The sequence below is a fragment of the Hydrogenophaga sp. genome, from assembly GCF_019635465.1.
In the GTDB taxonomy this organism is placed as follows: Bacteria; Pseudomonadota; Gammaproteobacteria; order Burkholderiales; family Burkholderiaceae_C; genus Hydrogenophaga.
Genome location: NZ_JAHBZK010000004.1, coordinates 143,540 through 157,347 on the forward strand (window position 1 = coordinate 143,540; position 13,808 = coordinate 157,347).

The following is a 13,808-nucleotide window of genomic DNA, read 5'->3' on the forward strand; positions in this document are numbered from 1 at the left end:
TTCGCCCGATGCGCACCCCGATCTGCGAAACGCTGGGCATTCGCCACCCGATCTTCGGCTTCTCGCATTCGCCGGACGTCGTGGTGGCGATCGCCGAGGCCGGCGGATTTCCCATCCTGGGGCTGGCGCGCGAACTGCCGCACGAGATTCCCGGGATCATTGCCGACGTGGAGACAAGGCTGCAGTCGCTTCCCTACGGAATCGACCTCATGTTGCCTTCGCGCGTGCCTGAAGCAGCAAGCATCGAGACCGTGCAGCAAAGCCTGCCGGCAGCGCACGTGGCTTACGTGCAAGGGCTTCGCGAGCGCTTCGGCGTTGCCCCGCCTACCAAGCCCAGCTTCTTCACCACGCAGGTCCGCTCCGAGGCGATGTTCGAAGACCAGATCCGCGCGGTGCTCGACTCCAACGCCCTGGGCGTGGCGACCGCCATCGGCTTGCGTTCGGAACTGATCGATGAGGCCAGGCGGCGCGGCAAGGTCACGTTCTCGTTGATCGGGTCAGTGCGGCACGCGCGCAAGGCGCTGGACATGGGCGTTGACGTGCTGGTTGCACAGGGCTACGACGCGGGCGGGCACACCGGCCCGGTGGGCACCATGTCGCTGGTACCGCAGATCGTCGCCATGGCTGGCCATCGGCCTGTGCTGGCCGCCGGGGGCATCGCGACCGGGGCCCAGGTGCTGGCCAGTCTGGCCATGGGTGCCCAAGGCGCCTGGTTGGGCACCTTGTGGATGGCCGCCAAGGAGAACCACACGCCGTCGGCGCTGATGCAACGCCTGGTGGCCAGCGGAAGCGAAGACACGGTGATTACCCGCGCCCACAGCGGCAAACCCTGCCGTGTCGTGCGCAGCGACTGGATCGATGCCTGGGGCGAGCCCAACGCGCCAGCGGCACTGGACATGCCGCTGCAGCAAGCCCTGGCCGGCGACGTGTTCGCCTCGATTCACGAGCACAACGACCGGCGCCTCATCTATGAAGCGGCCGGACAGAGTGTGTTTGGCATCCGGGGCGAGACAACCGTCGCCCAACAGATGGCGACGCTGGTTCACGAGCTGGATGGCGCCTGGCAGAACTTGAACACCTTCGCCAGAACGACGACCCCGGTCTGATCCGACGCGCTCGATGGTGACGGCGATCGATTTTGCGCGCTGCGGCGCGGTGACGTCGCCCTCCACGCGACCGAGCCGGATCAAACCCTTTCGGTACGACCCACGCTCGCCACCAGCGATGTCGAAGCCCCTGTGGTGCAGCGGCCGCGATGGTCACCCTGGCGGGGAGCCAGATGGGGCAATGGACCCTTCAGCGTTGCCCGCCCAGGTCATCCCATGCCGGCACCAGCGATATGACGGCCAGAAGCACTGCGACCGGAACGGTAAAGCCGTACCCAAATTGCTTGAAACCGAACGCGCCCGACAAGCCGCCCAGCAGGAAGGCCAACAACAGACCTGCGAGCACCTTGAGACGATCGCGGTCCGCCCGAACAGGGTGTGCCGAGGTTCGGTCGGTGTTCCAGTAGATCAGTTTGCCCAGCTCGATACCCAGGTCGGTCACGATGCCCGTCATGTGCGTGGTACGAATCACCGCGCCGGACAGCTTGGTAACCGTCGCATTCTGTAGGCCCATGATGAAGCAGAGCAGAACCACGGTGAAGGGCACCAGAAGACCCTCGTAAGTTGAAAGCCAGGCGCCCATCAGGCCAAAGCAAAGAATGAGTGCCGACTCCAGCAGCAAGGGCAAGGCGTATTCGCTGGCCATTGCCTTGCGCCGCGCAAAGTTGACCAGGATTGCACAACACATTGCGCCCAGCAGGAATGCCAGAACGGCCACGGCGGCATCGACCACCAGCTGCAGATGCCCCAGAACAAGGTGGTCTGCCACCGCCGACACCATCCCTGTCACGTGCGAGGTGTACTTGTGCACGGCCAGGAAGCCACCTGCATTGATCGCTCCCGCCACAAACGCAAGCAACCAGCCAAGGTGGCGATTGGCCTCGACCGTTCGCTCGCGACCAACCAGAAAGCGGGCATATTTTGTGGGCATCGACGGACTCGCTGGCTCCATGCATGAACCTCGAAGGCGGTCATTTTGACCGACCGCCTTCGACCGCCTCTACTGGCCACCAGGTGGCCCTTCAAACGGGGTCATGTGGCCACTCGCCCTGCCGCTCGCGTTGCCCCTCCGCTCAAATCAACGCCAGCGAGAGCGCCGGAAACACCGCCACCAGCGCCAGCACCAGCAACATGACCGCCACATAGGGCAAGGTGCCACCGAAGATGGCTTCCACCGACACCTTCGGGTCGTTGAGTGTGGACTTCACCGTGAAGACCGATATGCCGAACGGCGGTGTCAGCAGACCGATCTCGACGGCCAGCACGGTCAAGACGCCGAACTGGATCAGGTTGAAGCCCAGGTCGGCGGCGATCGGAGCCGCCACCGGGGTCATGATCAACAGGATCGAGCTCGAGTCCAGGATCATCCCCAGAAAGAGCACGATCAGCACGTAGATCATCAGGAAGCCGTAGTGCCCCAGACCGGCGTCCTGCACCAGGTCGCTGATCGCAACGGGCACGCCCGCCACCGACAGCATGCGGCTGTAGAAGCTGGCGGCGATGAGCAGGATCAGGATGGTGACCGACACGCTGCCCGTCTCGTGCAGCACGCGCCAGAAGCGGCCCTGCCCCAGGCTGCGCCGTGCCAGGGCCACGAGCAAGGCGCCAAAGGCACCAATGCCCCCCGCTTCTGTCGGCGTGAAGTAGCCGCTGTACAGACCGCCCAGCACCAGCACGACCAGCGCAACGATCGGCACCAGCTTGCCCACCATCTGGGTGCCGCTGAGCAACGGGCCCGTGCTGCGCTCAAGCGCCAGGGCGCGGTGTTTCTCCAGGTCGAACACCCTGCCCGGCGCGAACACCGCCATCGACACGATCAGGATCACGAACGCCGCGGCCAGCAGAAACCCCGGGATCACGCCCGCGATGAACAAGGTGCCGATCGACTGCTCGGCCAGCACGCCGTAGATGATCATCAACAGGCTGGGGGGAATCATCATGCCCAGCACCGAACTGCCGGCCACGGTGCCTGCTGCAAACGCCGTGCGGTAACCATGGCGCGCCATCTCGGGCACGGCCACACGCGTGAACACGGCGGCCGACGCGATCGACACGCCGGTGACCGCCGCGAACACCGTGTTGGCCGCCACGGTGGCCACGCCAAGCCCGCCCCGCACCCGCCGCAGCAAGGTCTCGGCCACGTCGAAGGTGTCCTTGCCCACGTTGGACACCGACACCAACAACCCCATCAGCACGAACAGCGGAATGGTCGCGAAGATGTAGTCGGCCACGCCGTTGTAGGCCGAGAGGTAGAGCAGCCGCATGGCCATCTCGATGTCCTCGCGCATCAGCCAGATGCCGGCAAAGCCGATGCCGATCAGCGCCACGGCGATGTGCACGCCGAGCAGGACCAGCACCACGAGGGCGCCGATCAGCACGGCGCCGAAGCCGAGATCGCTCATGTCGGCTCTCCGAACTCGCCGGCATGGCGCCACAGCGCCGGCAACTGCATCAGGTAGGCCAGTGACGCCATGATCGAGCCGCCCACGATCAGTGCGCGAAAGGGCCAGGTGGGCACGGTGTAGACGCCCTGCACCCCGAAGAACTCATCGCTTTGCCAGGCCTGGCTGAGCTCCGGCCAGGCAATGAAGGCCAGCGCCGCGAACATCAGTGCACCCAGCAGCGCACTGGCCAGCTCCAGCACACGCAGCGCCCGGATGGATCTGGCCGCGATGAAGCGCAGCAGGAAGTCGCTGCGCGTCATGCGCCCAGAACAGATGGCGGCCGCCAGTTGAAGAAACACGATGGAGGCCACGGACCGGGCGGCAAACTCCGCCACCCCGGTGATGGGCTTGTCGAGAAAGTTTCGGCCGACCACGTCGGCCACCACCATCAGCATCAGCAGAAAGATCCACACCGTACCAATGGCCGCGAGCACGCGCGCGATGCCCTGCAGGGGATGTGTCGGGCTCGCCGCTGCGTCGGCGGAGCGTTCTGAATGGGTGTGCACGGTTCGCCCTTGTCAATGGCCTTGCGCCCGTCACGTCAGCGTCGGGCGCAAGGCGTCGTCCTCGCTCAGCGGTTCTGGGCGTCCCAGTCGCGCAACGGCTTCACACCGCGCGCGCGCAGCTCGTCAAAGTAGGCCTTGAGCACGGCCTTGCCGTTCTCGCCCGTGGCCTGCAACCAGGGCTGCACGATGTTGGGCAGGCTGTTGACCCACTTGGCCTTCTCGGCGGCCGGCAGATCGGCCACCTGCAGGCCGGCGGCCTTCATGGTGTCCATTGCCGCCTTGGCCACCTTGCTCACGTGCTCGCCATGCGCCTTGGACGTGGCCTTGCCCGCTTGCACGAAGGCGTCTTGCACGTCCTTGGGCAGGCCGTCGAAGAACTTCTTGTTGGTGGCCACGCTGCCGAAGTACATCGAGCCGATGTCCACGCGGGTCAGGTGCTTGGCCACCTCGTACACACGGGCGGGCCCGATGCCGCTGGCGAACGAGAGCGCGCCCTGGGTCACGCCGGTCTGGATGTTGGTGTAGTAGGTCGTCAAGGCACCGTCCACCGGCGTGGCACCGGTGTCGCGCAGCCAGTTGGCCGATGTGCCGGGCGCATTGATCTTCTTGTTCTGCAGGTCGGCCAGCGTGCGCACCGGGAAGTTGGCGTAGATGTCGTAGCTGTCGGTGATCAGCGAGGACAGGGGCACCATGTTCTGTGCCGCCCAGCTGTCGCGCAAGGCAGGCACCGTGGTGTTGAGCTTGTCGAAGATCTGGATCAACAGCTCGTGATCGGTGGTCGCGAACGGCGTGAAGTAGGTGACGTTCTGCAGCGGCATGGCCGAGTTTTCCCAGACCGTGCCCACCATGCCCACGTCAACGATGCCGTCGCGCACCGCTGCGCGGGTGTCGGTGAACTTGTAGAGCGTGCCGCCGTAGTTTTCGCGCCAGCGCACCTCGTACTTGCCGCCGCCGGCCTTGAGGATGCGGTCCACCTCGGGCTGGAACACCTCCTTCATCGCGTGCACCCAGATGTTGGTCGTGGGGTGACTGGAGCCGATGTTGACCGTGATGCGCTGCTGGGCAGCGGCGGGTACGGCGGCCAGGCCGACGCCCATGGCCAGCAGGCCAGCCATCGCGAACTGTGTGGGTTTCATGCGCGTTGTCTCCTTCTTTCTTGGGGCGGCTCTGTGAGCCGGGTTGGCAGATGGACCCGCCTTGTGGTCCGGTGGTGATCGGTCTCCCTATCGTGTTTTGCCGGCGGCCGGCTTGCGCTTCGCACCCGGGCGCGCCGTGGTGGCGGGCGCGCCCAGCAGCGCACTGCTGGCCATCAGGTAGGAACGGACGTGGTCTCGCACCAGGGCTTCATCGCAGGTGTCGTGCACCGCTTCGCTGTGCACGTCCTGCCCGTAGATCCAGTGACGGATCGAGATGTAGTACATGCCGCCGTGCAGCCCCATCAGCAGTTCGAGCTCGCGCTCGCTCGGCCGGGCGCGCGAGGTGGAGCCGCGAAAGCGGCGCGTCTCCCGGATCAGCCTCGGGAACAGGCGCTCGCGCAGCATCGCGAAGAAGCGGTCGGTGATGGTGTGGTCCATCAACCCCGAGAACATGAGGATGCGTACGAATTCGCGCGACAACGCGTTGTTCACGTAGTCGGCATAGAAGGCGGTGAACTTGTCTTCGACCGCCATTGCGGGGTCGTCGAGCAACTGGTCCCAGCTGTCGCGCCATCGCCCTTCAAACACGTCCAGGTAGACGCGGTCGATCAAGGCCTGCTTGGTTGGGAAGTAGTGGTACAGCAAGGCGTGCGTGACGCCAATGCTCTTGGCCAGATCACGCAACTGCCCACCGAATCCATTGGACGCAAAGAACTGGATGGCGCCGTCCACGATCTGCCGTTCGCGCTCGGAAACGCTCAGCCGGCGCCGCGCCGGCGCGGCCTCGGCGGCCTTGCTGTCGGAGGCCTCGCGCTGGTCAGGGTTTGTCTGGATGCGCACGCTATTTACCGGCCGGTCAATGAGTCTTAGCATTGTTGACCGTCTGGTAAACAAAAACACCGGTGGAAACCCGGGGGTCAAATTCGAATGGAACTCAACGGAGACATCCTCATCGCCGCACCGCGCACGCGGGTCTGGGACGCGCTCAACGACCCGGCCGTGCTGGCCCGCTGCATCCCCGGCTGCGAAGGGATGGAGGCGATCAGCGATACCGAGCGCACCGCCAGGGTCGCCGTCAAGGTCGGGCCTGTGCGTGCACGGTTCACTGGTCACATCCGCTTGCTCGATGTGCGCGCAGGCGAAGGCTGCACGCTGCAGTTCGAGGGGTCCGGTGGCGCGGCCGGCATGGCCAGGGGCCAGTCGGTGGTGCTGCTGATCGACGAGAGCGACGGCACCCGCCTGCGCTACACCACGCAAGCATCGGTGGGCGGCAAGCTGGGGCAAGTGGGGGGGCGCATGATCGACGCCGCCGCCAAACAGATGGCCGACCAGTTCTTCGGCACCTTCCAGGCCGAGCTCATGCCCAAAGCGGCAGACGCCGCTGCGGCGGCGGCCAACGCCGACGTCGGACAGGCAGGCCCCGCCGCAGCAGCCGTTGCAGCGGCCGCCCCATCGATCGCCCCGGCTGCCCACGCCACCCGGCCCGACACGCCACCCGCTTCGCCCGCCACCGGTGAAGGCGTGCGCGTCCTTTGGTTCGTCCTCGGCGCCCTGTCCACAGGCTTCGGGGTGTGGATCGGTTCGGTCCTGTTTTGAGGAGACAGAGGTGAAAGCCGCCGCATTCGACTACATCAAGGCCACCTCGGTCGATCAGGTCATCGCGCTGCTGGGCGAGCATGGCGACGACGCCCGCGTGCTCGCGGGTGGCCAGACGCTCATGGCCACGCTGAACATGCGCCTGTCCGAGCCGACGGTGGTCATCGACATCACCGGCCTCTCATCAATGCGCGGCATCGAGGTGCGCGAGCAGAGCCTGCGCATCGGCGCACTGACCACGCACACACAGATCGAAGACAGCGAGCTGGTCCGGCGCCACGCGCCCCTGCTGAGCGATGCGGCGCCCCACATCGCGCACCGCGCCATCCGCAACAGCGGCACCTGGGGCGGCTCGATCGCCTACGCCGACCCGGCCGCCGAATGGCCGGCGTGTCTGCTGGCCCTGGGTGGCACGGTGGTCGTACGCGGCCCACAGGGGGAGCGCCACATTCCCGGCGACGACTTCTACACCGGCCTCTACAGCACGGCGCTGCGCCCCGACGAGATCGTCACCGCCTGCGACCTGCCGCTGGCGTCACCACACCAATGGCACGGCATGGCACAACTGGCCCGCCGCCACGGCGACTACGCGATCGTGGGCCTGGCCGCGTCGGCCCAGCGCCAGGGCAACGCCCTGTCGAACGTGCGGCTGGCGTTCATGGGCGTGGCCACGACGCCATGGCGCGCACGACGCACCGAGCAACTGCTGCAAGGCAAGGTGCCCGATGCGGCCACGCGAGACCAGGCCGTCGCCACCCTGCGCGAGGAGATCGACCCCCTGCCCGACCTCACCAACACCCCGGACACCAAGCGACACCTGGCGGGTGTGTTGCTGCAGCGCCTGCTGGCCAGCGCCCACGCCTGACGCAAGAGGAGACCCCATGGCAGACAGCTACCCCATCCAGGTCAACGTGAATGGCCAGACGCACCGCTGCAGCATTGCGCCGCGGACCCACCTGGTCGACTTCCTGCGCGAGGACCTCGGCCTCAAGGGCAGTCACCTCGGCTGCGAGCACGGCGTGTGCGGCGCCTGCACCGTCGAACTCAACGGGCACATCGTCCGGGGCTGCCTGACGCTCGCGGTTCAGGCCGATGGCGGCAGCGTGCAAACCGTCGAAGGCCTCAGCCAGAGCGGCGCGATCCGCGACCTGCAGCAGGCCTTTGTGGCCCGCAACGCATTGCAGTGCGGCTTCTGCACCTCGGGCATGTTGATGGCGGCCAGGGAGCTGGTCGAAACGCGACCCGAGGCGACGCGCGCCGAGGTGCGCGAATGGATATCGGGCAACTATTGCCGCTGCACGGGTTACCACGCCATCGTGGACGCCATCTGCGACGTGCTGCAACAGCGCAAGGAGAACGCGGCATGAAGCGCGACATCGTCAGCCTCGAGCCCGGCGTCCAGACCGAAGCGCCAGTGGCCCCGGTCACCGAAGACCAGCGCTACATCGGTGCATCCGTGCCGCGCGGCGGCATCGAACGCCTCACCCAGGGCCTGGGCCAGTACGTCGACGACATCGAGCTGCCGCGCATGGCCCATGTGGCCTTCTGGCGCAGCCCGGTGGCCCACATGCGCATCAAGCGCATCCACGCCGATGCCGCGCGCGCCATGCCGGGTGTGGTGCTGGTCGCCGACGGTCACGACCTCGCCAAGGTCTGCAAGCCCTGGGTGGCCACGCTGGGGCACCTGGCCGGCATGAAGTCCGCGCCGCAATACGCGCTGGCGATCGATCGCGCCTGCTGGCAGGGCGAACCCGTGGTGGCCGTGGTGGCCGAAACCCGGGCAGAGGCCGAAGACGCGCTGCAGCACATCGTGGTCGACTACGAAGAATTGCCGCTGGCCACCGACATGGAAACGGCACTGGACGCAGCGACGCCATTGATCCACCCCGAGCTCGGCGACAACCTGTGCTTCACCCGCCGCCTCGACGTGGGCGATGTGGACCGCGTGTTTGCCGAGGCCGACGCGGTGGCCGAAGCCGTGCTCGAGTTCGGGCGCCACACCGGCGTGACGCTGGAGCCGCGCGCACAGATTGCACACTGGAACCCGGCCGAGCAGCGGCTCACGGTCTATCACTCGTTCCAGGCGCCGCACATGATGCAGGACCTGTATGGCCGCCAGTTCGACCTGCCCGCCGGCCGCATCCGCGTGGTCTGCAAGGACGTGGGCGGCTCCTTCGGCATCAAGGTGCACGCCTACCCCGACGACTTCGCCACCGTGGCGCTGTCCATCCTGCTCGCTCGCCCGGTCAAGTTCGTGGCCGATCGGCTCGAGAGCTTCACCAGCGACATCCACGCGCGCCACCACCGCGTAAAAGCCCGCATCGCGGTCAACAACGACGGCGAGATCCTGGGCTTCGACATGGACGACCTTACTGGCATCGGGCCGTATTCCATGTTCCCGCGCACCAGCGCGATCGAAGGCAACCAGGTCGTCAACCTCGTCGGTGGCCCCTACAAGCACAAGCACTACCGCGCACAGCTCAACGTGGTGTTCCAAAACAAGACGCCGACCTGCCAGTACCGCGGCGTGGGCCACCCCATCGCCTGCGCGGTGACCGAGGCCCTGGTCGATCTGGCGGCGCAGAAGATCGGCATGGACCCCCTGCTCATTCGCGAGCGCAACGTGATCCCCGACGACGCCTATCCTGCCACCGGGGCGTCGGGCATCAAGCTCGAGGTGCTATCGCACGAAGCCAGCTTGCGCAAGCTGCGCCAGTTGATGAACTACGACGCCCTGCGGGCCGAGCAGGCCGCGCTGCGCAAGCAGGGCATTCACCGCGGCATCGGCTTCGCCACCGTGATCGAACTCACCAACCCGAGCGCGGCGTTCTATGGCGTGGGCGGCGCCCGCATCGCCTCGCAGGACGGCGCGACGGTGCGGCTCGACCCGGAAGGCGACATCACGGTGTTGATCGGCGTCGGTGAGCAGGGCCAGGGCACCGAAGGCATCTACCGCCAGATCGCGGCCGACGCCGTCGGGGTGGACATCGACAAGGTGCGGATCATCACCGGCGACACCGACGTCACGCCCTATGGCGGCGGCACCTGGGCATCGCGCGGGGCCGGGGTGGGCGGCGAGGCCGTGCTGCTGGCCGGTCAGGCCTTGCGCGACAACATCCTGAAGGTGGCGGCGGTGATCCTCCAACGCGACGTCGCGGGTCTCATGGTGCGCCGCGACCGGATCGTGGACGCGGATTCGGGCGAGGCCTTGCTGCCCCTGGCCGAACTGGGTCGGGTGGCGTACTTCCGCTCGGACACACTGCCCGGCGATTTCACGCCCGAGCTCATGGTGACGCGCCACTACGCGCAGCGCGACTACCCCTTCATCTTCACCAACGGTGTGCAAGCCGCCTACCTGGAGGTCGACCCCGACACCGGCTTCGTCAAGCTCCTCAAGCACTGGGCCGTCGAAGATTGCGGCCGGGTGCTCAACCCCATGCTGGTGGACGAGCAGATGCGGGGCGCCATCGTGCAAGGCATTGGCGGTGCCCTGTTCGAGGAGTGCCTCTACGACGACGCCGGCCTCATGCTCAACGCCAACATGGCCGACTACCTGGTGCCCATGTCGGCCGAGATGCCCGACATCGAAGTGGCACACGTGATGACCCCCACGCGCAGCTCGAAGCTGGGCGCCAAGGGCGCGGGCGAGGCGGGCACCGCCGGCGCGCCTGCGGCGGTGATGAACGCGATCAACGACGCGCTGTCGCCCTTCGGCGTGCACGTGCATTCGCAACCCATCACGCCCGAGAAAGTCCTGCGCGCGCTGGGCAAGGTCGGCTGAGGCCGCCCGGGGGGCCGCCAGTCGCCGGAACTGGCGGGTTTCCGCCCCGCTTCTTCGCGCACCTGGGCGCGCGGTGCCTGCGAAACTGCCTGAAGCGTCGGCGCATTGCGCCGGCGAATCCGACCGTTTGCCTGCCCCATGGACCGCCACCCCATGCTCGTGTTCGCCACCGGCCGCAACTGCGCGGCCTATGTGGAGGACCACATCCGCTCCATCGCACGCCAGACCCTGGACGGCGTGCACCTGCTGTTTGTGGACGACGCCTCCACCGACGGCACGGACGCGCGCGCCCAGGCCTTGCTGGCGCAATGGCTGCCGGGTCGCCACCAGTTCGTACGCAACCCGCAACGCATGGGCAAGGCCCACAACGCCAGCGTGCACCTGCGGGCCATGGCACCGCACTACCGCGCGGTCGCGGTGGTCGACGCGGACGACCTGCTGATCGACATCACCGTGCTCGAACAGCTCGACGCCGCCTACCGCCAGGGCGAGGACGTGGTCTGGACCAACTACCTCAGCGACGCGGGCCGCTTCGGCAGCAACGGGCCACTGAACCGCTACGTCTCCCCGCGCAAGCAGCCCTGGCAAAGCAGCCACCTGTTCAGCTTCCGCGCCGAGCTGCTCGCCCGCGTGCCACCCAGCTACTTCCAGTACCCCGACGGCCGCTGGCTCGACGCTGCCTGCGACCTGGCCATTGCCTACCCGGTGCTGGACCAGACCCGGCGCTACCGCTATCTGCCGGTGCGCGCCTATTGCTACACCGAGAGCAACCCGCAATCGCACCACCAGATCGCCGGCGAGGCCGACGCCCTGTCGTCGCCCCGCCAGCGCGAATGCGCGCGCATCGTGCTCGACAAACCCCCACTGCCTCGCGTGGATGAACCCGAGCAAGTCGTCACGGATGAGGCGACGACGACCGATGCGCGCACCGCCAACCCATGGCTGGCGGCGCGCTTGTGTGCGCAAGTGCCATCGCTGCTGTCCGGGCTCGAACCCGATCAACTCAGCGCGCTGGACCCCAGTCTGTTGTGGGACTGGTGGCAGTGGCTCGCCCAGCACCCCGGTGCCCGCGTGCTGGTGCTGGGTGACGACGCGCACCAGCCCGCGCTGCGTCTGCTGGTGGCGGCCGCCAACGGTCAGCTGCACACCCTCGATACCGGCGACGGTGCCCGCTGGAGCGAGGTGAGCTTCGAGGCACACACCGCGCGCCTGCCGGACCTCGGCACGCTCGACGGTGAGGTGTTCGACGCGGTGCACCTGGGCCCGGCCGCCTGGAACAGCACCCCACAACCGGTGGTGGCACTGGCCGCGCTGGCGCCTCACCTCGACCTGAGCCAGCCCCGCCTGGTGATGGCAGGCCTGAACCCGACGCGCATCGCCGTGGCCGGCACCGAGATACCGGCACTGGTGCCCGAGCTGCTCACCCGCCGCGAAGGACAGCGCGGCGACGTGCTGGTGATCGAATCGGGCAACGCCCCCGCAGCAACCGACACCGGAGTCACCCCGGGTGCCGCTGCCGAGGAGGTGCCCGCATGAGCGCCACCGCCATCCAGGCCCAGCCTGTGGCCACCAGCGCCAGCGCGCCGGCGCGCGTGCTGCACCTGATGCTGCCCGACAAATTCATCGCGCCCTTCGTCGATTTCGTGGGCAGGCACTTCGACGTGCGCGAGCACCGCTTCTGTCTGCTGAGCCGGCCGCAACAAGCCTTCAACCTGCGCGCCGATCAACCGCTGGACTGGATCGGTGACGACAGCGACGAGCCGCGCCTGCTCGAGGCCATGTTTGCGGCCGAGCGCATCGTCATCCATGGTCTGTGGTCCGAGCGCGTGGTGCGCCTGCTCTACGCCCTGCCCTCGCTGGCGCGCAAATGCCGCTGGGCGATCTGGGGCGGCGACCTCTACGACGAGGCCTGCAACGGCACGCGCGACGAACACGAGCGGCTGATGCGGCGCACCGTCATCAGCCAGTTCGCCGGTGCCATCGGCATCCATGGCGACATGGACCTGGCCCGCTCGATGTTCGGTCTGGGCGGCGAGCGCCACATCTGTGTGCTGTACCCGACCAACCTGGCGGTGCCGGTGATCGACTCACCGCCGGCCGACGACGGCCAGCTCGGCATCCTGATCGGCAATTCGGCCACCGAGTCGAACTGCCACCTCGAGGCCTTTGCACGCATTGCGCCACACTGGCGCGAGGGCATGCACATCCACTGCCCGCTGTCGTATGGCGACGCGGCCTACCGCGAGCTGGTTGTTCGCAACGGCCGTGGCCTGTTCGGCGAGCACTTTCATGCGATGACCGAGTTCCTGCCGCTGGCCGAGTACACGCGCTTCCTGCGCGGCATCGACATCGCCATCCTGCACCACAACCGCCAGCAGGCACTGGGCAACGCGGTGAGCCTGCTGAGCATGGGCAAGCAGATCTACATGCGGCCCAACCAGAGCCTGCACCGCCACCTCAGCGACATGGGCTTCGTCCTGCACGAGCTCCACAACTTTCGCGCCGAACGCCTCGACGAGGCCACACGCCAGCACAACATGCGGCTGGCGCAAGACATGTTCAGCGAGCAACGTCTGGTACAGGGGCTGGCAACGCTTTTCGACCAGAGCGCGCAGCACTAGGCCCCGAACTCACCGTCCCCTGGCTCTCGCAGGCCAACTCGGCGCGTGCCGCCTCGCCGGCGGTCCGCCCGCGGCAACTGCGCAAGGTGAACCGCCATCACATCGGCTTGCTCCTGAAGCCGATCGAGCATGCCGTCCAATGCGTCCACCTCCTGCGGCGACAGCGATGACATGAGCTCGCGGTTGACGCCTTCCACCAAGGGCAGGATCTGCTCGTACAGCCGTCGTCCCGCCTCGCTGAGCCGGATCTCGATCACCCGCCGGTTGCCAGGCAGGGCCTGACGTTCGATCAAACCCTTGGCGGCCATGGCCATGATGGCTTTGGACGTCGCCGAACGGGTGAGGTGCGCGCGCGCGGCCAGCTCGGACGAATTCACCCGCGCCTGGGAACTCAGCATCGCGAGCATCACCCACTCGCGGCGAGTGACGCCAAAGCGCCCCTCGCAGTAGCGCAACACCATGCCACCGCCCACCGCGCGCAACTGATTCAAGCGGTAAAGCAGCATGTCGCCCAGTCCTTCGGGCGCGCCCAGACGCGACCCAGTTCGCGTGGGTGCGTCGGCGTCACAAGGGTTATTCCGGGGCATGTTTTCTTTCAATCATTGTCGAGGCGGGTCG

Annotated in this window: 13 protein-coding genes; 7 read left to right on the forward strand and 6 right to left on the reverse strand. The window is 67.2% G+C overall.

The annotated features are described in order from the left end of the window. Window positions 1–8: 8 nt before the first annotated feature. A complete protein-coding gene (locus KF871_RS04885) occupies window positions 9–1,106 on the forward strand; it encodes a nitronate monooxygenase (protein ID WP_291138966.1) in 1,098 nt (365 codons plus the stop codon). A gap of 190 nt (window positions 1,107–1,296) precedes the next feature. On the opposite strand, the gene KF871_RS04890 is transcribed toward KF871_RS04885, so the two are convergent. The 5 genes from KF871_RS04890 to KF871_RS04910 all read right to left on the reverse strand — a co-directional run bounded on the left by KF871_RS04890 (window position 1,297) and on the right by KF871_RS04910 (window position 6,032). Then, window positions 1,297–2,037, reverse strand: coding sequence for a YoaK family protein (locus KF871_RS04890; protein WP_291139245.1), 741 nt, complete (start codon window positions 2,035–2,037; stop codon window positions 1,297–1,299). 142 nt (window positions 2,038–2,179) lie between these two features. After that, a complete protein-coding gene (locus tag KF871_RS04895) occupies window positions 2,180–3,508 on the reverse strand; it encodes a TRAP transporter large permease (RefSeq protein WP_291138968.1) in 1,329 nt (442 codons plus the stop codon). Further along, the gene (locus tag KF871_RS04900; protein WP_291138970.1) at window positions 3,505–4,056 is read right to left on the reverse strand and encodes a TRAP transporter small permease subunit; all 552 of its coding nucleotides are present in this window, start codon (window positions 4,054–4,056) and stop codon (window positions 3,505–3,507) included. Before KF871_RS04900 ends, KF871_RS04895 begins: the two co-directional genes overlap by 4 nt. 65 nt (window positions 4,057–4,121) lie before the next feature. Further along, on the reverse strand, window positions 4,122–5,192 hold the full coding sequence (locus tag KF871_RS04905) for a C4-dicarboxylate TRAP transporter substrate-binding protein (RefSeq protein ID WP_291138972.1): 1,071 nt from the start codon (window positions 5,190–5,192) through the stop codon (window positions 4,122–4,124). Window positions 5,193–5,279: 87 nt separating this feature from the next. After that, window positions 5,280–6,032, reverse strand: coding sequence for a TetR/AcrR family transcriptional regulator (locus tag KF871_RS04910; protein ID WP_291138974.1), 753 nt, complete (start codon window positions 6,030–6,032; stop codon window positions 5,280–5,282). A gap of 87 nt (window positions 6,033–6,119) precedes the next feature. Here KF871_RS04910 and KF871_RS04915 point away from each other — a divergent pair, with 87 nt between their 5' ends. The 6 genes from KF871_RS04915 to KF871_RS04940 all read left to right on the forward strand — a co-directional run bounded on the left by KF871_RS04915 (window position 6,120) and on the right by KF871_RS04940 (window position 13,190). After that, entirely contained in the window at window positions 6,120–6,788 is a 669-nt protein-coding gene (locus KF871_RS04915; RefSeq protein ID WP_291138976.1) for a CoxG family protein, read from the forward strand. A 10-nt stretch (window positions 6,789–6,798) separates the two neighbouring features. After that, window positions 6,799–7,653 (forward strand): xanthine dehydrogenase family protein subunit M, encoded by an 855-nt coding sequence (locus KF871_RS04920; protein WP_291138978.1) that lies wholly within the window; start codon window positions 6,799–6,801, stop codon window positions 7,651–7,653. 16 nt (window positions 7,654–7,669) lie between these two features. Then, on the forward strand, window positions 7,670–8,155 hold the full coding sequence (locus KF871_RS04925; protein ID WP_291138980.1) for a (2Fe-2S)-binding protein: 486 nt from the start codon (window positions 7,670–7,672) through the stop codon (window positions 8,153–8,155). Next, window positions 8,152–10,569: a xanthine dehydrogenase family protein molybdopterin-binding subunit gene (locus KF871_RS04930; RefSeq protein WP_291138983.1), complete on the forward strand. Its 2,418-nt coding sequence runs from the start codon at window positions 8,152–8,154 to the stop codon at window positions 10,567–10,569. Before KF871_RS04925 ends, KF871_RS04930 begins: the two co-directional genes overlap by 4 nt. Before the next feature lie 138 nt (window positions 10,570–10,707). Then, a complete protein-coding gene (locus KF871_RS04935; RefSeq protein ID WP_291138985.1) occupies window positions 10,708–12,105 on the forward strand; it encodes a glycosyltransferase family A protein in 1,398 nt (465 codons plus the stop codon). Further along, window positions 12,102–13,190 (forward strand): TDP-N-acetylfucosamine:lipid II N-acetylfucosaminyltransferase, encoded by a 1,089-nt coding sequence (locus KF871_RS04940; RefSeq protein WP_291138987.1) that lies wholly within the window; start codon window positions 12,102–12,104, stop codon window positions 13,188–13,190. Before KF871_RS04935 ends, KF871_RS04940 begins: the two co-directional genes overlap by 4 nt. Here KF871_RS04940 and KF871_RS04945 read toward each other — a convergent pair. Beyond that, window positions 13,187–13,696, reverse strand: coding sequence for a MarR family winged helix-turn-helix transcriptional regulator (locus KF871_RS04945; protein WP_291138989.1), 510 nt, complete (start codon window positions 13,694–13,696; stop codon window positions 13,187–13,189). The genes KF871_RS04940 and KF871_RS04945 overlap by 4 nt on opposite strands. Window positions 13,697–13,808 lie beyond the last annotated feature (112 nt).